The organism is Ochrobactrum sp. PL_is501, from assembly GCF_055816895.1.
Window position 1 is genome coordinate 154,656 of the sequence record NZ_JBVPGR010000031.1, and the last position, 24,646, is coordinate 179,301.

A 24,646-nucleotide genomic window follows, 5' to 3' on the forward strand; every position below is an offset into this window, starting at 1 on the left:
CCGTCAACCTTTCATAACATTGACGTCTTCCACCGCGATGGAGCCGCGATTACGGAAGAAAACAACGAGAATTGCCAGACCGATGGCCGCCTCAGCAGCCGCGACGGTCAGAACGAAAAGGGCGAAGACCTGCCCGACCATGTCGCCGAGCTGGCTGGAGAACGCCACGAAGTTGAGATTGACCGAAAGAAGGATCAGTTCGATCGACATCAGGATGACGATGACGTTCTTGCGGTTCAGGAAGATGCCGAAGACGCCAAGCGTGAACAGGATGGCCGAAACGGTCAGATAGTGGGCGATACCGATTTCCATATGCTTATCCTCAGATGCCTTTGCCCGTTTCGACCTTCTTGATCTCGATCGCCGTTTCGGGCGTGCGAGCAACCTGGGTCGGAATGGACTGGCGCTTGACATTCGGCTTGTGCCGCAGCGTCAGAACGATGGCGCCGATCATCGCGACCAGAAGGACGAGACCAGCAACCTGGAAGTAGAAAACGAAGTCGGTGTAGAGAATGTCGCCCAGAGCAGCGGTGTTGGTCCGCTCGGCTACATTCGGGATCGGCACAGCGCCCTGCCCCAGCTTCGGCGTGAACATGCGGCTTGCGAACACGAAGATCAGCTCGCCCAGCAGGATCAGCCCGACCAGAGCGCCGACCGGCGCATATTGCAGCGCGCCGCGCTTCAGTTCGGAGAAATCCACATCCAGCATCATGACGACGAAGAGGAAGAGAACCGCCACAGCACCGACATAAACGACGAGCAGGATCATGGCGAGGAACTCGGCCCCCGTCAGCAGGAACAGCGCCGCCGCGTTGAAGAATGTGAGGATCAGAAACAGCACCGAATGCACGGGGTTGCGTGCCGCGATCACCATGAACGCGGATGCGATCATGATGAAGGCGAACAGATAGAAAAACGCTGCCGCAATACCTGTCAGCATGGGGTTCCCCCAACACCTTTCCGTGAGCAAAGCCCTATTGCTTCGCCCGCTTTATTCAAAATCATGTTCAAGCATCGGTTTTCAAAAGATTTCCAAAAACCGATGCCTAAACCCTTTATCGCATTGTCCCAAGCAAAACCGCTTCGCGCTTTTGCCGGAAATGCTCCAAACCAATCAGCGATAAGGCGCATCCATCGCGATATTGCGCGCGATTTCGCGTTCCCAGCGGTCGCCATTGGCAAGGAGCTTTTCCTTGTCATAGTAGAGTTCTTCGCGGGTTTCGGTCGCGAATTCGAAATTCGGACCTTCCACGATGGCATCCACCGGACATGCTTCCTGGCAGAAACCGCAATAGATGCACTTCACCATGTCGATGTCGTAACGCACCGTGCGGCGGGTGCCGTCGTTGCGGCGCGGACCGGCCTCGATGGTGATGGCCTGCGCCGGGCAGATCGCTTCGCAAAGCTTGCAGGCGATGCAGCGTTCTTCGCCGTTGGGATAACGGCGCAGCGCATGTTCACCGCGAAAACGCGGGGAAACAGGGCCTTTTTCATGCGGGTAGTTCAACGTCGCCTTGGGCGCGAAGAACTGGCGCATGGAGAGAAAGAACGCGCCGACGAATTCCTTGAGCAGGAGCGATTTGGCCGCTTGAGCGAATGAAGCCATGAGTTTTACTCCTTACGCCAGACCGAAGACTTTGAGGAAGGTCGCGGTTGCGACAACCATGAAGAGCGAGATCGGCAGGAACACTTTCCAGCCAAGGCGCATCAGCTGGTCGTAGCGATAACGCGGAACGAAAGCCTTCACCATTGCGAAGAGGAAGAAGCAGAAGCAGAGCTTCAGCATGAACCAGATGATGCCCGGAACCCAGTTGAGGACCGCGATATCCACCGGAGGCAGCCAGCCGCCAAGGAACAGGATCGTCATCAGGGCGCACATCAGCGTGATCGCCACATATTCGCCGAGGAAGAACAGAAGGAACGGCGTGGACGAATATTCGATCATGTGACCGGCCACGAGTTCCGATTCCGCTTCAACAAGGTCGAATGGCGGACGGTTGGTTTCAGCCAGAGCCGAGATGAAGAAGATCACGAACATCGGGAACAGGCAGAGCCAGTTCCAGTCGAGGAACGAACCCGGCAGGCCAAGCATCGTGCCAAGGCCGGTGTTCTGCGACAGAACGATATCGGTCAGGTTCAGCGAACCGGCCGTCAGAAGCACCGTCACGATCACAAAGCCGATGGAGACTTCGTAAGACACCATCTGCGCGGCAGAACGCAGCGCGCCGAGGAACGGATATTTCGAGTTCGACGCCCAGCCGCCCATGATCACGCCGTAAACTTCGAGCGAAGAAATGGCGAAGATATAGAGCATGCCGACATTGATATTGGCAACCGCCCAGCCTTCATTGACCGGAATGACCGCCCAGGTCGCCATTGCCAGAACGGCGGAAACGAAAGGCGCAAGGAGGAAGACACCCTTGTTTGCGCCAGACGGGATGATCGGTTCCTTGAAGACGAACTTCAACAAGTCGGCGAAGGCCTGGAACAGACCCCAAGGACCGACAACGTTCGGGCCGCGACGAAGCTGTACCGCTGCCCAGATCTTGCGATCCGCGTAAAGCAGGTAAGCGACGACGATCAGCAATACGACGAGCAGAACGACCGACTTCAGCGCTATGATAAGCGCGGGCAAGACGTAAGCTGCAAAAATTCCTTCCATTGTTCCGTCTCTCTCTCGCTTACTCAGCTGCCTGTTGGAAGCCGCCGGCCGCGAGCGCCGAGCATTCGGCCATGACGGCGGAAGCGCGCGCGATTGGGTTCGTCAGGTAGAAGTCCTTGACCGGGGAAACGAACGCAGCGCCGTTGCCTGGATTGGATGCTTTCGCCGCCAGCGCGACGAGATCGTCGGCGGAAGCAGGCGTGATGGTGTCGATGGCCGCCATATGCGGATAGTCCGCATAAAGCTTGGCGCGAAGCTGCTGCAGGCTGTCGAATGGCAGGCGCTTGCCAAGGCTGTCGGAAAGAGCGCGCAAAATCGCCCAGTCTTCCTTTGCCTCGCCCGGTGCGAAACCGGCGCGGTTGCCAAGCTGCACGCGACCTTCGGTGTTGAGCCAGGTGCCCGACTTTTCCGTATAGGCTGCGCCCGGCAGGATAACATCGGCGGCGTGCGCACCGGCATCGCCATGCGTGCCGATGTAAACGACGAAGCTCGAGCCCTTCTTCGTCATGTCGAGTTCGTCTGCGCCGAGCAGGAACACAACATCGAGATTGCCCAGCATGTCGCCTGCGGCCTTGCCGCCCTCACCCGGCACGAAGCCGAGGTCCAGAGCGCCAACGCGCGAAGCGGCGGTGTGCAGAACGGAGAAGCCGTTCCACTCATCCTTGATCGCGCCGACGTCCTGGGCGAGCTTGGCAGCAGCCGACAGAACGGCACGACCGTTTTCGCCGGTGAGCGCGCCCTGACCGATGATGATCAGCGGACGCTCAGCCTTGGCCAGCACGTCGCGGAAAGCGTTCTTGCCGGAAGCTACGGCTGCGAGCGTCTCGGCGCCAGCACCCAGATATTCGTAGTTGTAACGCAGTTCAGCCTGTTCGCCGATCAGCGCGACCGGGAAATGGCCCATGCGCTGACGCTTGCGAATGCGTGCGTTCAGAACAGCGGCTTCAACGCGGGGATTGGAACCGATGATGAGCAAAGCATCAGCGTTTTCAATGCCTTCAATGGTCGAGTTGAAGAGATAGGTTGCGCGGCCCAGAGCCGGATCGAGAGCTGCGCCATCCTGGCGGCTGTCGATATTGGCAGTGCCGAGCGAAGCCATCAGGCCCTTCAGCGCATAGATTTCTTCAACCGAAGCCAGATCGCCGGCAACAGCACCGATCTTATCGGCGGAGGTAGCGGAAACCTTGGCAGCGATAGCAGCGAAAGCTTCCGGCCAGCTTGCGGCGACCAGACGGCCATCCTTGCGGACATATGGGCGGTCGAGGCGCTGGGTGCGCAGGCCGTCCCAGATGAAGCGGGTCTTGTCGGAAATCCACTCTTCGTTCACCGCTTCATTGACGCGCGGCATGACGCGCATCACTTCGCGGCCACGGGTGTCGACGCGGATGTTCGAGCCGACCGCATCCATCACGTCGATGGTTTCGGTCTTGTTCAGCTCCCACGGACGCGCCTGGAAAGCGTAAGGACGCGAGGTCAGTGCGCCGACCGGGCAAAGATCGATGACATTGCCCTGCAATTCCGAGGTCATGGCGCGTTCGAGATAGGTGGTGATCTCGGCGTCTTCACCGCGGCCAATGAGGCCGAGTTCGGAAATGCCTGCAACTTCCGTCGTGAAGCGGACGCAGCGCGTGCAGTGAATGCAGCGCGTCATCACCGTCTTGACGAGCGGGCCGATATATTTGTTTTCGACCGCACGCTTGTTCTCGCGATAGCGCGAACCGTCGGTGCCGAAGGCCATTGCCTGATCCTGCAAATCGCACTCGCCGCCCTGATCGCAGATCGGGCAATCCAGCGGGTGGTTGATGAGCAGGAATTCCATCACGCCTTCGCGGGCCTTCTTGACCATCGGCGTGTTGGTGAAGATTTCAGGCGCCTCGCCATTCGGGCCGGGACGCAGATCGCGCACGCCCATGGCGCAGGATGCCGCCGGCTTCGGCGGTCCGCCCTTCACTTCAACCAGGCACATACGGCAATTTCCGGCGATGGAAAGCCGTTCGTGGAAACAGAAACGCGGCACTTCGGCGCCCGCGGCTTCGGCAGCCTGAAGGAGCGTATAGTGATCGGGTACTTCGATCTCTGTGCCGTCAACCTTGATCTTTGCCATCGTTTATCCAAACCTGCGGCTTAAGCCGCATTTTCCAGATCTCAAACTCGTGCCTGCCTTTGTATTGGCATGGCCTTTTCCGAAAACCGCCAGGCACTTTTCGGGGCCATGCCCTGCCGGGCAGGCTCACACAACTTATTCAGCCGCTTCCAGACGGATATTGCGGCTCTGAACTGCGTTGCGGGTATAATCGTCAATGCGCTTTTCAATTTCCGGACGGAAATTGCGGATCAGGCCCTGAATAGGCCATGCAGCCGCGTCGCCGAGCGCGCAGATCGTGTGACCTTCAATCTGCTTGGTCACGTCGAACAGCATGTCGATCTCGCGCTTCTGCGCGTTACCCTTGACCATGCGTTCCATCACGCGCCACATCCAGCCGGTGCCTTCACGACACGGCGTGCACTGGCCGCAGCTTTCGTGCTTGAAGAACGCTGCCAGACGGGCAATCGCCTTGATGATGTCGGTGGACTTGTCCATGACGATCAGACCGCCGGTGCCGAACGACGATTTCTTGTCGCGCATGCCGTCGAAATCCATGATGGCGTCCATCATGTCCTCGCCCTTGATGACCGGGCACGACGCGCCGCCGGGAATGACCGCCAGCAGATTGTCCCAGCCGCCGCGAATGCCGCCGCCATGCTTTTCGATCAGCTCGCGGAACGGAATGCCGAGGCCTTCTTCGATGACGCAAGGCGTGTTCACGTGACCGGAAATCTGGAACAGCTTGGTGCCGACATTGTTCGGGCGTCCGATGGACGAGAACCATGCCGCGCCACGACGCAGGATCGTCGGCGCAACAGCAATCGATTCCACGTTGTTGACGGTGGTCGGGCAACCGTACAGGCCCATATTGGCCGGGAATGGAGGCTTGAGGCGCGGCTGGCCCTTCTTGCCTTCAAGGCTTTCGAGCAGCGCGGTTTCTTCACCGCAGATGTAAGCGCCAGCGCCGTGGGTGACATAAATGTCCATATCCCAGCCGCACTTGTTGCCCTTGCCGAGAAGACCGGCTTCGTAGCATTCGTCGATTGCCGCCTGGAGGGCTTCACGCTCGCGCATGAATTCGCCGCGCATGTAGATATAGGCGGTGTGTGCGCCCATGGCGCAACCGGCGATCACGCAGCCTTCGATCAGCGTATGCGGATCGTGGCGCAGGATTTCGCGGTCCTTGCAGGTGCCGGGCTCGGATTCGTCGGCGTTGACAACCAGATAATGCGGACGACCGTCGCTCTGCTTGGGCATGAACGACCACTTGAGACCCGTCGGGAAGCCAGCACCGCCACGGCCACGCAGGCCCGACGCCTTCATCTCCTCGATGATCCAGTCACGGCCCTTTTCGATCAGCCCGCTGGTGTTGTCCCAATGGCCGCGCGCCATTGCACCCTTCAGGGAGCGATCCTTGAAGCCGTAAATATTGGTGAAGATGCGATCTTTATCAGCCAGCATGTCTCACCTGTTTCCGTTCGTGTTTGCCAATATCGAAGTCATCATACCGGCTTCTTTCCGAATACCTTGATGTATTCCTCGACGCCGCCCTTGGCCAAAGCCTTGGCCTGCTTTACCCAGTCCTCGCGCTCGATACGACCGTGGAAGCTGAGATAACCGTCGACCCATTCGCGCTCGGCCTTCTTCCAGGAAGCAACCTGCTTGTAGGTGAAGATGCCAAGCTCGTGCAGGGTCGCCTCGATCTTCGGACCGACGCCGGAAATCAGCTTGAGATCGTCAACCGCCTCCGGGCGCTCCATGGCAACCGGACGGTTCTTGTCGTCAAGCTTGTATTCCTGCTTCGCTTCGACCGAAGCGGCCTTTTCGGCTGCATTCGAAACCTTGACCTCGGAAGGCGACTTGAGCGCCGGAGCGGTTTCAGGCGCATTGGTTACGGGCTTGGCCGTATTCGACGGCGTGGCCGCTGCAACTTCGGCTTCCGCCTTTGCCTTTGCTTCCGCTTCGGCCTTCGCCTTGGCTGCGGCAGCGTCCGATGCCTTGCGGGTTTCGAGGCCGATCTTCTTGTAGTCCAGGTCTTCCGTCAGCGACGTCAGGCCATTGACCGGATTGGAGGTTTCACGACCGACCTGCGGGCCCGGCTTGACGGTATCGCCCTTGCCAGCTTCGAAAGCGTCGATGATTTCGGCGAGGCGTTCCGGCGTCAGGTCTTCATAGGCGTCCTTGAAGATCATGACCATCGGCGCATTGGCGCAAGCGCCCTGGCATTCCACCTCTTCCCACGACAGGGTACCGTCGGCATTGAGCTCGAACGGGTCGTGGTTGATCTTGTGGCGGCAGACATCCATCAGCGCTTCCGAACCGCGCAGCATGCACGGCGTGGTGCCGCAAACCTGAATGTGGGCGCGCGTGCCAACCGGCTTCAGCTGGAACTGCGTATAGAAGGTTGCCACTTCCAGAACGCGGATCAGCGGCATGTCGAGCATGCCTGCTACGTGTTCAATAGCGGCTTTCGTTACCCAGCCATCCTGCTCCTGCGCGCGCATGAGCAACGGAATGACGGCCGACTGCTGACGGCCTTCAGGGAATTTTGCGATCGTCTTGTGCGCCCATGCCTGATTTTCCGCGTTGAACGCGAAAGCGGCTGGCTGGACGGCATCATCTGCGAGACGGCGAACGGACATCAGCGGTCAACCTCACCAAACACGATATCGAGCGAGCCAAGAATTGCCGACACGTCGGCCAGCATATGGCCGCGGCACAGGAAATCCATGGCTTGAAGATGGGCAAAGCCCGGAGCGCGCAGCTTGCAGCGATAAGGCTTGTTGGAGCCATCCGATACGAGGAAGACGCCAAATTCACCCTTCGGCGCTTCAACTGCTGCGTAAACTTCACCGGCAGGCACATGGTAGCCTTCCGTGTAAAGCTTGAAGTGATGGATGAGCGCTTCCATCGAGCGCTTCATCTCGCCGCGCTTCGGCGGCACGATCTTGTTGTCGGCGTTGGAAACCGGACCGACGCGTTCCTTGCCGAGAAGCAGGTCAACGCACTGGCGCATTATCTTCGCCGACTGGCGCATTTCTTCCATGCGGATCAGGTAACGATCATAGCAGTCGCCGTTCTTGCCGACCGGAATGTCGAATTCCATCTCGTTGTAGCACTCATAAGGCTGCGACTTGCGCAGATCCCATGCAGCGCCCGAACCGCGCACCATGACGCCCGAGAAGCCCCATGCCCATGCGTCTTCCAGCGAGACGACGCCGATATCGACGTTACGCTGCTTGAAAATACGGTTCGGCGTGATGAGGTCGTCAAGATTGTTGAGCGTCTTGAAGAACGGATCGATCCATTTGCCGATGTCTTCAACGAGCTGATCCGGCAGGTCCTGATGGACGCCGCCCGGACGGAAATAGGCTGCGTGCATGCGCGCGCCGCAGGCGCGTTCATAGAAGACCATCAGCTTTTCGCGCTCCTCGAAGCCCCAGAGCGGCGGCGTCAGCGCGCCAACGTCCATGGCCTGCGTGGTGACGTTCAGCAGGTGGTTCAGGATACGGCCGATTTCCGAATAGAGAACGCGGATGAGCTGGCCGCGCTTCGGCACGTCGATGCCGAGCAGGCGTTCGACGGCGAGCGCATAGGCATGTTCCTGATTCATCGGCGCCACGTAATCGAGGCGGTCGAGATAAGGCAGAGCCTGAAGATAGGTCTTGGCTTCCATCAGCTTTTCGGTGCCGCGATGCAACAGACCGATATGCGGATCGACGCGCTCGACCACTTCGCCGTCGAGCTCAAGCACCAGACGCAGCACGCCGTGCGCGGCAGGGTGCTGCGGACCGAAGTTGATATTGAAATTGCGGACCTGAGTCTCAGCCATGTTCAGCTTCCTGTTTGGCTGCAAGAGCCGCCAAGAACTCCTCGCCGGTCATCCGGTGGGTGTCATTGGCAAAATCGTAATTCGCAGGCTTGTTATCGATGAAGATTTCTTCGGCGAAATGGAAACGCTCCGGCTCGGCGAAGGCTTGCATGGAAACGGCCATCTTGCCGTCATGCGCGCCGCGCCAGAACAGCGACGAACCGCATGTCGAGCAGAACAGGCGCTCGCCCCATTCCGAGGAACGATAGACGCTGAGCGCGGCTTCGTTCTCGATCTGGACCGACGTATCGCACATCACAGCCATGAACGTGCCGCCGGACCAGCGCCGGCACATGCTGCAATGGCAAACATCCATTTCCATCTTTGCCGGAGCAGCGGTGAATTTCACCGCGCCGCAAAGACATTGACCGTTCAATCTCTCGCCTGCGCCCATGAGCATGTCCTCAGTTCGCCTTGGCTTTCTCGTCGCCCGGCAGAACGTAGTCCGTTCCTTCCCATGGCGAGAGGAAGTCGAAGTTGCGGAACTCCTGGCGCAGCTGTACCGGCTCGTAGGCGACGCGCTTCAGCTCGTTGTTGTAACGAACCTCGACGAAGCCGGTGAGCGGGAAGTCCTTGCGCAGCGGATGGCCTTCGAAACCGTAGTCGGTCAGGATGCGGCGCAGGTCCGGATGGCCGGAGAACAGGACGCCGTACATGTCGTAGGTTTCGCGCTCGAACCATTCAGCGCCAACGAAGACCGGAACGGCAGACGGCACCAGCGTATCTTCGTCAGCTTGAACCTTGACGCGGATGCGCTGGTTCTGGCGCGGAGACATAAGCTGGTAGACGACATCGAAGCGCTTGGCGCGCTGCGGATAGTCGACGCCCGAAATATCCGTCAGGTTGACGAACTGGCACTGCACATCATCACGCAGGAAGGTCAGAACGCTGATGATGCTGGCGGCCGGAACCGACAGGGTCAACTCGCCATAGGCCAGCTTCGCCTCTTCGATCGCATCGCCGAGACGTTCCTTGATGTAGCCGGAAAGTTCACCGAGAGCTTCTTCGCTCATGATCAAATGTCCTTTTCTTCGGCCTTAGCGTTCAATGGTGCCGGTACGGCGGATCTTCTTCTGCAGCATGAGAATGCCGTAGAGCAGCGCCTCAGCGGTCGGCGGGCAGCCCGGAACGTAAATATCGACCGGAACCACGCGATCGCAGCCACGCACCACTGAATAGGAATAGTGGTAGTAGCCGCCGCCATTGGCGCAGGAACCCATCGAGATAACGTAACGCGGCTCCGGCATCTGGTCGTAGACCTTGCGCAGAGCGGGCGCCATCTTGTTGGTCAGCGTGCCGGCGACGATCATCACGTCGGACTGACGCGGCGAAGCGCGCGGAGCGATACCGAAACGCTCGGCGTCGTAACGCGGCATGGAAATGTGCATCATTTCCACGGCGCAGCATGCGAGGCCGAAGGTCATCCACATCAGCGAGCCGGTACGCGCCCAGGTAATCAGAGCGTCAGCGGAGGTGACGATGAATCCCTTGTCGGAAAGCTCGCTGTTCAGATCGTTGAAGAATGCATCGTCGGAACCGACAGGCTTGCCCGTGCGCGGGTCAAGAATGCCCTTCGGCTGCGGAGCCACGAGCGTCGTGTTGGCTGAGGTCAATCCCATTCCAGCGCTCCCTTCTTCCATTCATAAATGAAGCCGATGGTCAGAACGCCAAGGAACACCATCATCGACGCAAAGCCGAACCAGCCGATTTCACCAAAGGACACAGCCCATGGGAAAAGGAAGGCGACTTCCAGATCGAAGATGATGAAGAGAATCGACACCAGATAGAAACGGATGTCGAACTTCATACGGGCGTCATCGAAGGCATTGAAGCCGCACTCGTAAGCGGAAAGCTTTTCCGGGTCGGGCTGTCTGTAAGCGACAAGAAACGGCGCAACCAGAAGGGCTACACCAATTACCATCGCAATGCCGAGAAAGATGACGATCGGCAGGTAGGAACTTAAAAGCTCGTTCATGGTCCTTTATCCGGCTTGAATACGAGGCTGCGCCGCCTGTCATAAGCTTTTTGAAGCTCACGGCCATGCGACACATTGCATCTGTTGCAACCTCGTCGCCCAAGCAGCTTCAAAAGGCATACCGTGCGAACTAAGCGCTTTTCGCCCGGACGGTTATCGCAGCGCACGCGCAAGCGCAACCCCTCCGGCACGTTCTGTTGGGCAAAGTCGCGCCAAGATGCTTAACAAGCCATGCATCCGGCCCGCTTATCGCCCTTAAAACCCCTATAACATGAAAAGATCATAATTTCGTGAGGAAAAGTCGCACGGCCTGCCTCACTCGGCAATCGCCGGGAGAATCAATTGCCAGCAACTTGGGAATAAAAATCGGCGGGCCCAACCCGCCTGAAAATACACTCAAGGAGCGGCGGAAGCCCCCGCGCCGACCAACCTGCCAGGCAGATACAGCACAAGCGATGCCGCACCCCTGATTGCGGAAGCGCCGTCCGCCAGCACCGCCTGCCCCGTCGCCTGGCTTGCCCGCGCGTTCAATGCCCCCAGCGAGAGAGTGCCGTCGCTGACCAGAGCCATGAGTGACGGCGAAGATGCAAAGACATTGTGCGCGCCACCATCCAGATCGGTCGCGTCTATCACGGCGATTCCGTATTTCTGGAGCGTCGGAATACTGGTGCCGTCCCCTACCCGCGCATGACCGCCGGTAATGAAGGAAGAGACGCCGAGCGCCCGATCGCTGCGCGATGTCATCACCGCCGTCGGATGCGGCATGGGGTTGATATCCTTTATCTGCTTTTCAAAGACGTCGAGATCTATGTCGGGCGCGGCGAGCAGCAGCGCCGTGATGCGACGCAGCACATCCTTCTCGCCCAGCAGCGACAGGGTTCTCAAAGCCTCCATGGTGACAAAGCCGCCCATGGAATGGCCGACCAGAACAATGCGTTCGGCCTTGCTGCGGGCGACAAGCTCGAGCAGCCGCGCCAGACCGTCCCGCGCAAAGTCGGCGCTGTCGCGATCATAGACATAAAGGCCGAGATCGCCGCCCGATGGCCAGGCATATTCGACCGCCACCGACTTCATCTTGTAATCATGGACGAACTGCGCGGTGCGGAATGTGCTGTCGGCAAAATTATTGTTGTAGCCATGCACGAAGATCAGGATTTCCCTGTCCTTCGGCCCCTGCTTCGCCAGGGCTGCATTCAATTGTGCGAGAAATTGTTCCGCATTGTCGTATGGCTGGAATGCGGTCGCCGCGAAATTTCTGGCCGGGTCCGGCTTGTAGCCGGTCGACTCGACCTGTCCTTTGACATGGGCTGCGGGAATGCCGACATCGACCTGCGCGAAATTCAGCGTTTTCGAGCGATTTGAATTGTAGGGCTGCGAGAAATCGGCCGAGCGCTGGCGGCTCGTCGCAACATAGATGGGCACCACCGCCGCGGGCGTCGCCGGCTTGACGATGGCGGCTTCAGCCGCTGCCACCGATTGCGGGCTTGAATTCGGCCCGTGCCACAACACGGCGCGCGGCGTGTCACAGCCGGAAAGAATCAAAAACGTTGCAAGCACACCAAGAAAAGCGTGTCGGGTCATCGTCGCAGCGATCCGTTCCTGTGATCCGGTTCCACGCGATTGAAAACAGGAAATCAGGCCCTTGGCAATGCACGGGCAAGGCGGCCGGTTTTCCGTAGCGACTTTTCAAGGCGTAAGGGCGCCTGCCCCGAGGATGGAAAATTCCGTTCGCGTTTGCGGTCAAACTTGGAATGGAAGCGCATCAAATGCCGAAAGCCTTGCGAAGCCATGCCTTCAGATCGCAGTCGCACCGGCTATCATGGAGCCTATTGTCGACTACAAGGAGGTCACGCATGAGCCATTACCTGCTCGCCAGCGGCGATCTTCTCGCCATCGCAGCGATCATACTGTCGGTCGCTTATCTGTCGTGGAAGCAGTTTTCCAAATAACAGCCGCGACCCGGTGATTTCCTGGAGATTCTTCGAAAACGAGGCGGTGGGCGCCACTTTCGCATCAACTTCAATCTATCGATATGTTGAGAGGAAAGTGGCGCGAGTGACGGGGCTCGAACCCGCGACCTCCGGCGTGACAGGCCGGCACTCTAACCAACTGAGCTACACCCGCGCATTTTTCGGCAACCCTGAGGCTGCGTCGCACCGGCGTTTCCGTCCGGTGTGAGCGGTCGTTTAAGGGGTTCTCGAACAAGTGTCAAGCGCGTGTTTGGAGAAGAATCGCGATATTGTGAAAATCATTCACAGGAAGCTTCGACGCCTTCCCGGTGTGAGCAATTCTCCAGCATTCCAGTTAAACTGAATCACTGGACAAGCTCTCTCCCTTCCACGCACTATCCTGCGCAAAACCGCTTCGCGCTTTGCTGGAAATGTTCTGGCTGGAAAAGAAGTGAAAAGGCGGTGGGCGCCACTTTCGTGTCAACTTCAATCTATCGATATGTTGAGAGGAAAGTGGCGCGAGTGACGGGGCTCGAACCCGCGACCTCCGGCGTGACAGGCCGGCACTCTAACCAACTGAGCTACACCCGCGCATTTCTCGGCAGCCCTGAGGCTGCGTCGCACCGGCGTTTCCGTCCGGTGTGAGCGGTCGTTTAAGGGGTTCTCGAACAAGTGTCAAGCAAGGGTCACGAAGAAAGGATAAGAATTTTCGCTTTTGCGGCAAAAGACCCGATTTCCGGGCTTTTTCAATAGGATCGAACTTATCCACAAGTCCGCTCCGGCCTTAAATCGAGCCCGGTTTTCAGAATCATCCGGGTCGCCTCCGCCAGCACGCACTTCCTCGCGGCAACAGGCAGGCTGCAATTGCCTGCTTGATTTCAAACCGACTGGTTGGTATTGTTTATTGAGGAGTACGTTCATGGCACGCAAACAGAATCCATCAACCCGGCCCAATCTGCTTGATGCAGCGCTTGGCGTTATTCGCACCAAGGGCTACGCCGCGACCACGGTGGACGACATATGCGCCAAGGCATCGCTGTCGAAAGGCGCTTTCTTTCACCATTTTTCCAGCAAGGAAGATCTGGCCGTTGCCGCCGCGAACTACTGGTCGGAAACAACGGGAGCGCTTTTTGCGGATGCCGCCTATCACGCTCTGGAAGAGCCGCTTGAGCGCGTGCTGGCCTATGTCGAGTTACGCAAGCAGCTCATTCAAGGCGAACTGCCGGATTTCACCTGTCTCGTCGGCACCATGACGCAGGAGGTCTACGAGACCAGTTCCGTTATCCGGGATGCCTGCTGGGCCAGCATTTCAAGCCATGCGGACACGCTTGTCCCCGATATCGCAGCCGCGATGGAACGCTATGCGGTCGCCGGTGATTTCACCGCCGAAAGCCTCGCTCTTCATACGCAGGCGGTTATCCAGGGCGCCTTCATCATCGCCAAGGCAAGCGGCGATCCGCGGCGCGCGGTCGAGAGCATCGACCATCTCAAGCGATATATAAGCCTGCTTTTCAAGCACCCCGCCAACTGAGGACCACATGGGAGGAAACCATGCCCAGCACAATTCGCCTGCACCGCGTATTCGCCACCAAGCCGGAAAAGGTCTATCGCGCTTTCATCGAGCCGGACGCCATCGCCAGCTGGCTGCCGCCCTATGGCTTTGTCTGCACCGTCCATGAGCTGGAGGCAAAGGTGGGCGGCAAGCACAGAATGTCTTTCCGGAACTTTACGACGGGCCAATGCCACTCATTCGGCGGCACATATGTCGAACTCGTTCCGGGAGAAAGGCTCGTCTATACGGACAGTTTCGACGATCCCAACCTGCCGGGCGAAATGAAAGTCACGATCACGCTGAAAGCCGTATCGGTCGGGACGGAAATCAATATCGAACAGCAGGGCGTGCCGGATATCATTCCCGCTGAGGCCTGCTATCTCGGCTGGCAGGAATCCCTCGAAAAGCTGAAGAAGCTGGTCGAGCCTGAAATCAACCAGTAACGCCGTTTCACGAATGAGGTGCGGGGGTGGCAACAAAGATTGCCCGCCCCGCATCATCGATTGAATGGAATATCGGACAGAAATTCCCGTCTTCTTTGAGATACAACAAATCCGGTTTGCGCCTGTCACTCTAGAATGGCTCCAATGATGATGCGGCTGTCGTCATCATGCTTCGAAGCCTGACAGCCACGGAACAATAAAAATGTCGGCAGAACCTGTCTCCCCAACCCCGGTAATTGATGTTCGCACCATACCGCCCATTTCGCGGCACGCGACGATCTTCTCAATGATCGATGCGCTTGAACCCGGCGAAGCGCTGGAAATCGTCAACGATCACGATCCGGTGCCGCTGCGCCACCAGCTTGAAACCCGCAATCCGGCCACTTTCTCCTGGGTCTACAAGGAAACAGGCCCGCTGTGGCGGGTCGAGATCGGCCGCCGAAAAGTCCATCATGGCGCGGGCCATGAATGCACCTGCGGCAATCACTGAAGTCTCATAGGCACCCTGACCCGGACGAATTGAGATGATCGGCGCGACGCTTTCCCGTTGGACCCTGTCCTATTTTACCGCTTCGCTGGCTTTCCTCGTCTTTGGGCTTGGATTGATGACGGGTGGTTTCGGCTTTCCGGTTCATGGGATTCGCGCCGCCGAGACGCTCATCGTCGTGCATGCCGTTTCCATCGGATGGCTGGCCCTGCTGATGAGCGGCGCACTCATGCAATTCGTGCCGGTTCTGGTGAACGGGCGCTTATGGGGAAGCCGTGCGAGCCTTCCCGCCTTGCTTCTGCTGGTGGCGGGCCTTTGCGGCCTGCTCACCGGCTTTGCGGGCATGGCGGGGCTGGCGGAAAGTCCGGCATGGCTGCTGCCGGTATCCGGCATCCTGCTGACCTGCGGTTTCTCCATCATTTTCGCAATATTGGGCATGACGCTCTGGCTTGCCCGCCCGATCGCCCTGCCCGCGCGGTTCGTCGCGGCCGGCATATGCTGCCTTGTGATAACCGCCCTGCTCGGCAGCGTTTTCACATTCACGCTTTCCGGATTGGCGGAACAGGCGGTCCTGCTCGATATTGCGGGATCAGCCTTGCCGGTTCACGCCGCACTTGGCCTTGGCGGCTGGATGACGTTTACCGCCATGGGCGTCAGCTACAGACTTCTGACCATGTTCATGCTTTCGCCCGACGCCGTGCGGCAGACAACCAGAATCATATGGTGGGAAGGTGCTGCCGCCCTCACCATCCTTGCAGCCGGGATCGTCATTGCAGCGATGGAAATGGGATCGACCGAGGTTGCCGTCACAGCGGCTCTCGTTCCCGGCATCGCCTGCGTCGCTCTTTATATGATCGATATTCAGGCGATCTACCGGCAACGCAAACGCAAGACGATTGAATTGAACAGCGCCGCCAGTATTCCGGCCTTCATCGCGCTTGGACTTTCTCTTCTGCTGGCGATTGCCCTGTTCTGGACAGGCACCTCCGATCAGATGATTGCCGGTCTCGTCTATCTCTTCACCTTCGGCTGGCTGAGCGGCCTGAGCCTCGCCCAACTCTACAAGATCGTACCGTTCCTGACCTGGCTGGAATGCTATGGCCCCGTCATGGGACGCGCGCCGACGCCGCGCGTGCAGGATATGGTCAGCGAACGCCGCGCGCGGCAATGGTTCGCTCTTTATTATAGCGGCGTTGCAGTCGGGACGCTGGCCCTCATCGCCGGTTATCCGACCGTGTTTCGTCTGGCCGCAGGTTTGAATCTCGTCGCCATACTCGGATTGACCGTGCACTTCTTTCGCGCCCGGCGGCTTCTTGATGTACCCAACGGCCTGCGTCTGCCAAAAGGGGCAACCCTGCCGCATCTGATCTATGCCGGTGAACCAATTTTCAGGAGATCGAAATGACACCCTCAGTTCAGGACATCGCACACCATGTGCTGGATGTGCGCCCGCTGATCAAGGGCGGCGTGGAACCGTTCAATGCCATCATGGAAGCAGTCGACGGCCTTGCGCCGGGGCAAAGCCTCCTGCTGATCGCGCCGTTCAAACCAGCACCGCTTTTCAGCGTCATGGAACGGAAAGGCTTTTCCGCAAAAGCCGAGCCTCTGGAAAACGGCGACTGGCAGGTGCTTTTCAGCCCGGCGGCGGATACTGCGCCGGAATTGCGGTTTTCGGAGAATGTCGTTTCGCCGGATGTCTGGCCCGAACCGTCGCGCTATCTCGACTGTTCCGACATGCAGCCGCCGGAACCCATGGTGCGCATTCTTGCCGAAGTGGAGGACATGCCCGCTGGTGCGGTTCTGTTCGCCCTCCTGCACCGGGAGCCTTTGTTCCTGTTCCCCGAGCTTGAGAATCGCGGCCATGCATGGGTCGGCAATTTCGACGAAACCGGCAATGCCTATCGCATCATGATACGCATCGGACAGCCGAGGTAGTTGCCATGCATCCCGCAGCCGATGCCCCGATGGAACAGCAAATCATCGATAATCTCCGTCTGGTGCTCGATCCCGAACTCGGGTTCAACCTGATCGACCTTGGCATGATCTACAGCATCGACATACAGAACGGCGGCGTTGTCGATATCAGCATGACGACCACGACACCCGGTTGCCCGGCAGCCGGTTTTCTGACCGATGCCGTGCGCGCCAGCGTCGAATCCGTCGAAGGCGTTCGCGCGGTGAATGTCGAACTGACCTATGAACCGGAGTGGATTCCGGAGATGGCAGCGCCTGAAGTACAGGCCCGATTTGGAGAATAATCCAAAGCCACGCGAACTATCATCGCAACCAGCGAACGGTGCCAGACTGTTCGCTGGTTTCTGTTTGGGCAGAACCTTTTTGCCGTCAAGCCTTTGCGCCAGCGCAAACAAGACGAAACATAAATCAATCAATCAAGATAAGCCATTGATATTGCATTATTAATATTACCCGATTTTCTGCGTCACCTTGATCGCAGTCAAGGACCATCCACACGGCCTTTTCTATAGTCGTCATGACAGAGCAGGAAATGCTCGGTCCTATCGTAAAGGAGAGTATCGATGGTCGACCAGATGCAAATCAGCCGCCGCAGCATATTGGCGGGAGCCGCCCTGGCTGGGGCGCTCGCGCCGGTGCTGGCAACCACATCGGCCTGGGGACAGGGCGCGGTGCGGAAGGCAAGTGCTGCGGAGATAGCGGCGCTGCCGCGCCAGAAGGTGGAGTTGGTGGACCCTCCCTTCGTGCACGCCCACACTCAGGTTGCCGAGGGCGGCCCCAAGGTGATCGAATTCACCATGGTGATCGAGGAAAAGAAGATCGTCATCGATGACGCGGGAACCGAAGTTCACGCCATGGCGTTCAACGGCACGGTTCCGGGACCGCTGATGGTCGTGCATCAGGACGATTATGTCGAGCTGACGCTCATCAACCCCGAAACCAACACGCTGATGCACAATATCGATTTCCATGCGGCAACGGGTGCGCTTGGCGGCGGCGGGCTGACCGAAATCAATCCGGGCGAGAAGACCATCCTGCGCTTCAAGGCGACCAAGCCCGGCGTCTTCGTCTACCACTGCGCACCTCCCGGAATGGTTCCGTGGCATGTCGTCTCGGGCATGAACGGCGCGATCATGGTGCTGCCGCGCGAGGGACTGCATGACGGCAAGGGCAAAGCCCTGACCTATGACAAGATCTATTATGTCGGCGAGCAGGATTTCTATGTGCCGCGTGACGAGAACGGGAAATTCAAGAAATACGATGCGCCGGGCGACGCATATGAAGACACCGTCAAGGTCATGCGCACCCTCACCCCGACCCATGTTGTGTTCAACGGTGCTGTCGGCGCCCTCACCGGCGACAAGGCGATGACGGCGGCAGTTGGCGAGAAGGTCCTGATCGTCCATTCGCAGGCCAATCGCGATACCAGGCCGCACCTGATCGGAGGTCACGGGGATTATGTCTGGTCGACCGGCAAGTTCAACACCCCGCCGGACGTCGATCAGGAAACCTGGTTCATCCCGGGCGGCGCAGCCGGAGCAGCTTTCTATACGTTCCAGCAGCCGGGCATCTATGCCTATGTGAACCACAATCTGATCGAGGCTTTTGAACTTGGCGCGGCAGCCCATTTCAAGGTCACCGGCGAATGGAACGACGACCTGATGACCTCGGTTCTCGCGCCGTCGGGCACATAAGGCAAATGCATGAAGGCGCTTCGCCTCCCGGGGCGCCTTTGGCTAAATCTTCCCCAATGATGCTTTAGGATGAAAGGCTCGGGGCTGCATCCGTCTGCCTCCCGGATGGATGCGGTCCCCTGTTATCCGATGGACAAGTGCAAAGGAAAGAAGTGCCTGCGTGAGCTTGCGGTGGCCGTTCCGGCGGTTCTGCTGGCGGTCGTCGCGGGACTGTTCGTCGTTGACGCCGTGGGACGTCCGGGCCAGTCGCTGCCGGGTGCGTCCGCGCTGCGTCCCGAAACGGTTGTCATCACGCCCCGCACCATGACTTATCGGGCCGATGGCGACTTCCAGAAGAACAATTATCCGGTGGACGCCCCGTTGACGACCCGCAGGCTGTCACGGCCATTCGAGATCATGAAATATCAGGTCGGCACGGCTGACTACGAGCTTTGCGTAGAGGACGGCGCATGCCAGCCAGCCGAGGCCCTGCCGCACAATCACGATGCACCGGGTGCCGAGGCACCTGTCGTCGGCGTCAGTTACGATGACGCACAGGCCTATGCCGACTGGCTGTCGCGCAAGACCGGCGAAAACTGGCACCTGCCGACAGACGAGCAATGGGCTTTCGCCGCAGGCTCGCGCTTTCCCGATGATGCGCTGGGCATCGAGGATGATTCCGCCAGCAATCCGGCAGTCCGCTGGCTGAGGGACTATGAAAAGCAAAGCGCCCGCAAGCTGGACAGAAGCCCGGCGCGACGCCCTGCCGGAGCATTCGGCGTCAATGAACTCGGAGTAGCCGACATTGCAGGCAATGTGTGGGAATGGACGCAGACCTGCCACCGCCGTGTCAATATCGATGCCTATGGCAAGCAGGTTGCGGAAGTGCCCTCGTGCGGTGTTTATGTGGTCAACGGCAAGCACCGCGCCGCGATGAGCTCGTTCATCCGCAACCCGAAAACCGGAGGATGCAGCGTCGGCGTCCCGCCCGACAATCTCGGTTTCAGGCTGGTGCGCGACAACCGCTGGTATGCCGTGGTGTGGAAGCGTATCCAGAACATCGGCGCATGAGGGATTAGCTGTGAATGCCCGATCCCCGGCTCCGAAAACAATTCCAAGCCTGCATTGCTGTGCTAAGGTAGACGCAGGATTTGGAGTGTGAGAAACGCAATGTCCATGATAGATCGCGGACTCGTCAGGAAACTGTCCCTGTTCGCCAAAATGAGTGACGGTGAACTCGACAAGCTTGTTTCCTATGCAACTACAAAGCGTGTTCCTCCTGGAGAAGCGATCTTTGAACAAGGTGACGATGCGGTTCTTTTCTATCTCCTCCTGCATGGGCGATTGAAGGTCAATCAGGTGACGCCGGACGGACAGCAGATCATCGTCCGCATGGTGCATCCGGGCGATCTTTTCGGATTTGCCAAAGCCTTGCAGAGAAGCGATTATCCCGGCACGGCGGTCGCCGTGGCGGAAAGCATCGTTCTCGCCTGGCCGACCGAGCTTTGGGACTATTTCGTCGAGCAGAATCCCGGTCTGGCGATGAATGCAATCCAGACCATCGGCAAGCGGCTGGAAGAAGCCCATACGCGCATCCGCGAAATGTCGACGGAAGAAGTGGAACGGCGCGTCGCGCACACGGTTCTGCGCCTTGCGCGTCAGGCCGGACGCAAAGAAGAAGACGGCATCCGCATCGATTTTCCGATCACCAAGCAGGATATCGCCGAAATGACCGGGACGACGCTGCATACGGTGTCGCGCATTCTCACCGGCTGGGAAGCGCAGGGATTCGTTCGCGGCGGACGCCAGAAACTGACCGTTCTCAATATGTCGGGCATCAGGCGGCTTGCCGACGGCGAGCGATAGAGCGGCGGGCAGACACGAAAATTTCGGCGAAAACAGCCGCCAACAACGAACTGAAACCCAACTAAAACAAATATTTAAAGATAGTTCTTTTCAAAGAGATTCGGGATGACGGGCAGCGCATTCATGGCGCCCGTCTCCCTCGCCTACTGACCGAGGAAAAGGACGGCGGCAATCACGATGGAAGCCGCAACGGCGGACAGGGTGCCAGCGCCTTGCAAGGCTCCCATGCGATAGAGAACCAGTGAAAAGCCGATGATCGCCGGTGTCGCGACCATGAGTCCGATCTGTGCGTCCGTCATTGAAATTCCCTTTGCTATGGTGGCGATACAATGTCGCCATCAGTGCGCTTGTTCTTTGCCAAAACGCAAAGAAGCTCCCAATTGCGGGCGCTAGGCATGTTCCATGTCTGGAACCGAAGATTTGAGCATAGTTGCAGTGGGGGCAGAGGATCGCCCGGAAGACGATCTTCTGCTGTGGATTCTCGTGTGGAGCGAGCTCGTCGCCTTCGCGATCCTGCTGGTCGCTTTCATGGTGATGTCTATCATCGACGTAGAAGGGGTGGCGCGGTTGCGTTCGCATCTGAACCCTGCCCTCGCCGCGACCAATACCGTCGTGCTCCTGATGAGCGGCTGGCAGGCGGCAATTGCCGTGCGCAGGCGCAACGATCTGAGCCAGGCTCGCCGTCCGCTTTTATTTGCCGCCTTTTTCGGCCTGGGTTTCGTGGCGATCAAGCTCGTTGAATATTCGCATGAAATCCGGTTCGCGGGCGATGAGGCGGCTGGTTCCTTCTTCGAGCTTTATTTTCTGCTGACCGGCTTTCACCTGATGCATGTGCTGTTCGGCTCGCTCATTCTGGCGCTCGTCGCTTGGCGACCGACACGCTCCAATGTCCTGCTGATCACGACGCTCTGGCACGCCATCGACCTCGTATGGCTGGTGATGTTTCCTGTCCTTTATCTTGCCTGAGGCCCGCAGTGTCCGACCGTGATCCTTCCCTGACCCGAACATTCGTTTTTCTCGTTCTCCTTGCGGTGAGCGGCGCATTCATCGCAGCCACCAGCGGCGGAATGCTCGCCGCCATCGTCGTGGTGTTGATTCTGGCTTTTGCGAAAGGCTGGTTCGTCATCCTCGATTTCATGGAAATGCGCGGAACCAGCGGCACATTGAAGCCGACCCTTCTGGCCTGGCCCGCCATTTTGCTGGCGCTTGCGCTGGCGCGCTCCATCATTGTGCGTGCTCTCTTCTGAACATCTGTATTGGTCTTTGCCAAATCGCAAAGAAGGCTTTCCTCCGACCGATAGAACAGTCCTATCCCGTGATGCTGGCGAGGGGAATGACCAGCCGCATTATCGACGGGGGGATTTTTTGCCGGGGCCTTGTCCCCCGGCATATGAAAGGACGAAGGGATGGCAGAACGCCTAACCAAGACCGGCGCCCGAAACGTCTTCTATGGCGGGTCTATTTTCTTTTTCGCGATCTTCGTGGGGCTGACGGCGCACAGCCACTATTACATGAAAACGACATCCACGGATGAATCCACGCTGACGGCCTCGGTCGCCCGCGGCAAGCACATCTGGGAGAAAAACTCCTGCATCAACTGCCACACGCTGCTTGGCGAAGGCGCCTATTTCGCGCCTGAGCTTGGCAATGTCTGGAAGCGCTGGGGCGGCGAAGAAGACCCGGAAGGCGCACGTGAGACGATGAAAGCGTGGATGCAGGCACAACCCACGGGGATCGAAGGGCGTCGCCAGATGCCCCAGTTCAACCTGAGCGAACAGGAACTCAACGATCTGGCTGATTTCCTTGAATGGACCAGCCGCATCAAGACGCAGGACTGGCCGCCCAACGAGGCAGGCTGAGCGCGGGATGAACGGAGTTACACATTATGAAATATGAAAGCCAAAAGGTCGCGATGCTCTATTTTTATGGAGCACTCGTGCTGTTCATCGCGCAGGTCGCATTCGGCGTTCTCGCCGGTACGATCTATGTTCTGCCCAATACGCTCTCCGAGCTTCTGCCCTTCAACATCGTCCGCATGATCCACACCAACGCGCTGGTCGTGTGGCTTTTGATGGGGTTCATGGGTTCGACCTATTATCTGCTGCCGGAAGAAACCGAAACCGAACTTTACAGCACCAAGCTTGCTGTCATCCAGTTCTGGCTGTTCTTCGTGGCGGCAGGTATCGCCGTTGTCGGTTACCTGTTCCATATTCACGAGGGGCGTGAATTTCTCGAACAGCCATTCATCATCAAGGTCGGCATCGTCGTTGTCTGCCTGATATTCCTGTTCAACATCACGCTGACGGCGCTCAAGGGCCGCAAGACCACCGTGACCAACATTCTTCTGTTCGGTCTGTGGGGGCTGGCGCTGTTCTTCCTCTTCGCCTTCTACAATCCGATCAATCTCGCGCTCGACAAGCTTTACTGGTGGTACGTCATCCATCTGTGGGTTGAAGGCGTGTGGGAACTGATCATGGCGTCGATCCTCGCCTTCCTGATGATCAAGCTCAATGGCATCGACCGCGAAGTCGTGGAAAAATGGCTCTATGTCATTGTCGGTCTCGCCCTGTTTTCCGGCATTCTCGGCACCGGCCACCATTATTACTGGATCGGCGCACCCGGTTACTGGCAGTGGATCGGCTCGCTGTTCTCCACGCTGGAAGTCGCGCCGTTCTTCACCATGGTCATCTTCACCTTCGTGATGACATGGAAGGCCGGTCGCAAACACCCGAACCGTGCGGCCCTTCTGTGGTCCATCGGCTGTTCGGTAATGGCCTTCTTCGGGGCAGGCGTATGGGGCTTCCTGCATACGCTGTCGTCGGTCAACTACTACACCCACGGCACGCAGCTTACTGCCGCCCACGGACACCTCGCCTTCTTCGGCGCCTATGTCATGCTCAACCTCGCAGTCATGGCCTATGCGATCCCCGAACTGCGCGGGCGGGCGCCCTATAACCAGATGCTTTCCATGGTGAGCTTCTGGGCCATGTGCACCGCCATGTCCGTGATGACCTTCGCGCTGACCTTCGCAGGCGTCGTCCAGACCCATCTCCAGCGTGTGTTGGGAGAAGGATTCATGAATGTGCAGGACCAGCTGGCCGTATTCTACTGGATACGCCTCGGCTCCGGCGTCGTGGTGGTGATCTCGGCCTTCATGTTCATCTGGGCCGTGCTGGTTCCGGGCAAGGAACGCCGCGAAAACGCAAGCCCCTTGATACAGCCTGCCGAATGATCGCTGCCAACAAGCCCCGCCATTGGCGGGGCTTCATTGTCTGACACAAAGGAAAACGGCCATGAACCCCATTCTCAGAAATGTAGAAAATGCCAATGTCTCGATCCCGCCATACAGCCCGTCCGGCAACGAATGTGCGCTCTTTGAAATGGCCTGGACGCGCAAGCTGCCGCTGCTGCTGAAAGGCCCGACCGGCTGCGGCAAGACACGGTTTGTAAGCCATATGGCCGCAAAGCTCGGCCTGCCGCTCTCGACGGTTTCCTGCCATGACGATCTGGCTGCTGCCGATCTGACCGGGCGCTATCTGCTGAAGGGCGGCGATACAATATGGGTCGACGGCCCGCTGACCCGCGCCGTGCGCGAGGGCGGCATCTGCTATCTCGACGAGATTGTCGAAGCGCGCAAGGATGTGGCCGTGGTTCTGCATCCGCTGACTGACGACCGCCGCCTTCTGCCATTGGAACGCACCGGCGAACTGCTGGAAGCGCCGGATGGCTTCATGCTCGTCGTGTCCTATAATCCGGGCTACCAGAACCTGCTGAAGTCCCTCAAGCCAAGCACACGCCAGCGCTTCGTCGCCATCGAGTTCGACTTTCTGCCCAAGGAACAGGAAATCGCAGTGGTGAGTGAAGAAAGCGGCCTCGCTGCCCACATGGTCGCGCCGCTGGTGGCACTGGCTCACCGCTTACGCGGCTTGAAAGGGCATGATCTGGAAGAAGGCGTTTCCACACGCTTGCTGGTCTACTGCGCGACGCTGATCGAGGCAGGCATGTCGCAACGCGAAGCGGCGCGCGCCGCGATGATCGAGCCGCTGACCGATGAGCCGGACGTGAAAGCCGCCCTGATTGAAGTCGCTGATGCAATGCTGAAATAGGC

At 58.6% G+C, this 24,646-nt stretch carries 28 protein-coding genes and 2 tRNA genes; 14 read left to right on the forward strand and 16 right to left on the reverse strand.

Features of this window, described 5'->3' with window-relative positions; translation table 11 throughout:
• Window positions 1-3 precede the first annotated feature (3 nt).
• From nuoK to AC0TOF_RS06590, 15 genes are all read right to left on the reverse strand, one after another.
• A complete protein-coding gene (nuoK, locus tag AC0TOF_RS06520) occupies window positions 4-312 on the reverse strand; it encodes an NADH-quinone oxidoreductase subunit NuoK (RefSeq protein ID WP_006466598.1) in 309 nt (102 codons plus the stop codon).
• Between the two features lie 10 nt (window positions 313-322).
• Window positions 323-940, reverse strand: coding sequence for an NADH-quinone oxidoreductase subunit J (locus AC0TOF_RS06525; protein ID WP_122000115.1), 618 nt, complete (start codon window positions 938-940; stop codon window positions 323-325).
• Between the two features lie 174 nt (window positions 941-1,114).
• The gene (nuoI, locus tag AC0TOF_RS06530; protein ID WP_006466596.1) at window positions 1,115-1,606 is read right to left on the reverse strand and encodes an NADH-quinone oxidoreductase subunit NuoI; all 492 of its coding nucleotides are present in this window, start codon (window positions 1,604-1,606) and stop codon (window positions 1,115-1,117) included.
• Between the two features lie 12 nt (window positions 1,607-1,618).
• On the reverse strand, window positions 1,619-2,662 hold the full coding sequence (gene nuoH, locus AC0TOF_RS06535) for an NADH-quinone oxidoreductase subunit NuoH (RefSeq protein WP_473767601.1): 1,044 nt from the start codon (window positions 2,660-2,662) through the stop codon (window positions 1,619-1,621).
• A 19-nt stretch (window positions 2,663-2,681) separates the two neighbouring features.
• Window positions 2,682-4,766: an NADH-quinone oxidoreductase subunit NuoG gene (gene nuoG, locus AC0TOF_RS06540; protein ID WP_473767602.1), complete on the reverse strand. Its 2,085-nt coding sequence runs from the start codon at window positions 4,764-4,766 to the stop codon at window positions 2,682-2,684.
• 135 nt (window positions 4,767-4,901) lie between these two features.
• The gene (gene nuoF / locus AC0TOF_RS06545; protein ID WP_122000112.1) at window positions 4,902-6,209 is read right to left on the reverse strand and encodes an NADH-quinone oxidoreductase subunit NuoF; all 1,308 of its coding nucleotides are present in this window, start codon (window positions 6,207-6,209) and stop codon (window positions 4,902-4,904) included.
• A 41-nt stretch (window positions 6,210-6,250) separates the two neighbouring features.
• Window positions 6,251-7,390 (reverse strand): NADH-quinone oxidoreductase subunit E, encoded by a 1,140-nt coding sequence (locus AC0TOF_RS06550; protein WP_473767603.1) that lies wholly within the window; start codon window positions 7,388-7,390, stop codon window positions 6,251-6,253.
• Entirely contained in the window at window positions 7,390-8,580 is a 1,191-nt protein-coding gene (locus AC0TOF_RS06555; protein WP_122000110.1) for an NADH-quinone oxidoreductase subunit D, read from the reverse strand. Before AC0TOF_RS06555 ends, AC0TOF_RS06550 begins: the two co-directional genes overlap by 1 nt.
• The gene (locus AC0TOF_RS06560) at window positions 8,573-9,013 is read right to left on the reverse strand and encodes a GFA family protein (RefSeq protein ID WP_122000109.1); all 441 of its coding nucleotides are present in this window, start codon (window positions 9,011-9,013) and stop codon (window positions 8,573-8,575) included. Before AC0TOF_RS06560 ends, AC0TOF_RS06555 begins: the two co-directional genes overlap by 8 nt.
• 10 nt (window positions 9,014-9,023) lie before the next feature.
• Window positions 9,024-9,632 (reverse strand): NADH-quinone oxidoreductase subunit C, encoded by a 609-nt coding sequence (locus tag AC0TOF_RS06565; RefSeq protein WP_122000108.1) that lies wholly within the window; start codon window positions 9,630-9,632, stop codon window positions 9,024-9,026.
• A gap of 24 nt (window positions 9,633-9,656) precedes the next feature.
• Window positions 9,657-10,238 carry a NuoB/complex I 20 kDa subunit family protein gene (locus AC0TOF_RS06570; RefSeq protein ID WP_006466589.1) on the reverse strand — a complete coding sequence of 194 codons (582 nt, stop codon included), beginning with the start codon at window positions 10,236-10,238 and terminating at the stop codon, window positions 9,657-9,659.
• Window positions 10,229-10,594 carry an NADH-quinone oxidoreductase subunit A gene (locus AC0TOF_RS06575; protein WP_006466588.1) on the reverse strand — a complete coding sequence of 122 codons (366 nt, stop codon included), beginning with the start codon at window positions 10,592-10,594 and terminating at the stop codon, window positions 10,229-10,231. Before AC0TOF_RS06575 ends, AC0TOF_RS06570 begins: the two co-directional genes overlap by 10 nt.
• Window positions 10,595-10,990: 396 nt before the next feature.
• Window positions 10,991-12,175 carry an alpha/beta hydrolase gene (locus AC0TOF_RS06580; RefSeq protein ID WP_473767604.1) on the reverse strand — a complete coding sequence of 395 codons (1,185 nt, stop codon included), beginning with the start codon at window positions 12,173-12,175 and terminating at the stop codon, window positions 10,991-10,993.
• A gap of 466 nt (window positions 12,176-12,641) precedes the next feature.
• A tRNA-Asp gene (locus tag AC0TOF_RS06585) sits at window positions 12,642-12,718 on the reverse strand.
• Between the two features lie 339 nt (window positions 12,719-13,057).
• Window positions 13,058-13,134 (reverse strand) — tRNA-Asp (locus AC0TOF_RS06590).
• A gap of 328 nt (window positions 13,135-13,462) precedes the next feature.
• Here AC0TOF_RS06590 and AC0TOF_RS06595 point away from each other — a divergent pair.
• The 9 genes from AC0TOF_RS06595 (at window position 13,463) to AC0TOF_RS06635 (ending at window position 20,538) form a co-directional block, all read left to right on the forward strand.
• Entirely contained in the window at window positions 13,463-14,074 is a 612-nt protein-coding gene (locus AC0TOF_RS06595; RefSeq protein ID WP_473767605.1) for a TetR/AcrR family transcriptional regulator, read from the forward strand.
• A gap of 20 nt (window positions 14,075-14,094) precedes the next feature.
• Complete coding sequence (locus AC0TOF_RS06600; protein WP_473767606.1) at window positions 14,095-14,538, forward strand: SRPBCC family protein; 444 nt, start codon at window positions 14,095-14,097, stop codon at window positions 14,536-14,538.
• Between the two features lie 202 nt (window positions 14,539-14,740).
• The gene (locus tag AC0TOF_RS06605; protein ID WP_122000103.1) at window positions 14,741-15,028 is read left to right on the forward strand and encodes a DUF2249 domain-containing protein; all 288 of its coding nucleotides are present in this window, start codon (window positions 14,741-14,743) and stop codon (window positions 15,026-15,028) included.
• Window positions 15,029-15,062: 34 nt separating this feature from the next.
• Window positions 15,063-16,430 carry a hypothetical protein gene (locus tag AC0TOF_RS06610; RefSeq protein WP_473767607.1) on the forward strand — a complete coding sequence of 456 codons (1,368 nt, stop codon included), beginning with the start codon at window positions 15,063-15,065 and terminating at the stop codon, window positions 16,428-16,430.
• Window positions 16,427-16,960, forward strand: coding sequence for a DUF2249 domain-containing protein (locus AC0TOF_RS06615; protein WP_473767608.1), 534 nt, complete (start codon window positions 16,427-16,429; stop codon window positions 16,958-16,960). The genes AC0TOF_RS06610 and AC0TOF_RS06615 overlap by 4 nt, the downstream gene beginning before the upstream one ends.
• A 5-nt stretch (window positions 16,961-16,965) precedes the next feature.
• Window positions 16,966-17,283, forward strand: a complete 318-nt coding sequence (locus AC0TOF_RS06620; RefSeq protein ID WP_122000100.1) for a metal-sulfur cluster assembly factor — start codon at window positions 16,966-16,968, stop codon at window positions 17,281-17,283.
• A gap of 279 nt (window positions 17,284-17,562) precedes the next feature.
• A complete protein-coding gene (gene nirK, locus AC0TOF_RS06625; RefSeq protein WP_006466572.1) occupies window positions 17,563-18,693 on the forward strand; it encodes a copper-containing nitrite reductase in 1,131 nt (376 codons plus the stop codon).
• A 129-nt stretch (window positions 18,694-18,822) separates the two neighbouring features.
• Window positions 18,823-19,743 carry an SUMF1/EgtB/PvdO family nonheme iron enzyme gene (locus AC0TOF_RS06630; RefSeq protein WP_473767609.1) on the forward strand — a complete coding sequence of 307 codons (921 nt, stop codon included), beginning with the start codon at window positions 18,823-18,825 and terminating at the stop codon, window positions 19,741-19,743.
• A 99-nt stretch (window positions 19,744-19,842) separates the two neighbouring features.
• Complete coding sequence (locus AC0TOF_RS06635; protein ID WP_473767610.1) at window positions 19,843-20,538, forward strand: Crp/Fnr family transcriptional regulator; 696 nt, start codon at window positions 19,843-19,845, stop codon at window positions 20,536-20,538.
• Window positions 20,539-20,681: 143 nt separating this feature from the next.
• On the opposite strand, the gene AC0TOF_RS06640 is transcribed toward AC0TOF_RS06635, so the two are convergent.
• Window positions 20,682-20,837: a hypothetical protein gene (locus AC0TOF_RS06640; RefSeq protein WP_010660610.1), complete on the reverse strand. Its 156-nt coding sequence runs from the start codon at window positions 20,835-20,837 to the stop codon at window positions 20,682-20,684.
• A 103-nt stretch (window positions 20,838-20,940) separates the two neighbouring features.
• On the opposite strand from AC0TOF_RS06640, the gene AC0TOF_RS06645 reads away from it, so the two are divergent.
• From AC0TOF_RS06645 to AC0TOF_RS06665, 5 genes are all read left to right on the forward strand, one after another.
• Window positions 20,941-21,504, forward strand: coding sequence for a cytochrome c oxidase subunit 3 (locus AC0TOF_RS06645; protein WP_473767611.1), 564 nt, complete (start codon window positions 20,941-20,943; stop codon window positions 21,502-21,504).
• A gap of 8 nt (window positions 21,505-21,512) precedes the next feature.
• Window positions 21,513-21,785 carry a cytochrome C oxidase subunit IV family protein gene (locus AC0TOF_RS06650; RefSeq protein WP_473767612.1) on the forward strand — a complete coding sequence of 91 codons (273 nt, stop codon included), beginning with the start codon at window positions 21,513-21,515 and terminating at the stop codon, window positions 21,783-21,785.
• A gap of 159 nt (window positions 21,786-21,944) precedes the next feature.
• Window positions 21,945-22,397 carry a c-type cytochrome gene (locus AC0TOF_RS06655; RefSeq protein ID WP_006466562.1) on the forward strand — a complete coding sequence of 151 codons (453 nt, stop codon included), beginning with the start codon at window positions 21,945-21,947 and terminating at the stop codon, window positions 22,395-22,397.
• A gap of 26 nt (window positions 22,398-22,423) precedes the next feature.
• Window positions 22,424-23,770: a nitric-oxide reductase large subunit gene (locus AC0TOF_RS06660; RefSeq protein ID WP_122000094.1), complete on the forward strand. Its 1,347-nt coding sequence runs from the start codon at window positions 22,424-22,426 to the stop codon at window positions 23,768-23,770.
• Window positions 23,771-23,831: 61 nt separating this feature from the next.
• A complete protein-coding gene (locus tag AC0TOF_RS06665) occupies window positions 23,832-24,644 on the forward strand; it encodes an AAA family ATPase (protein WP_473767613.1) in 813 nt (270 codons plus the stop codon).
• Window positions 24,645-24,646 lie beyond the last annotated feature (2 nt).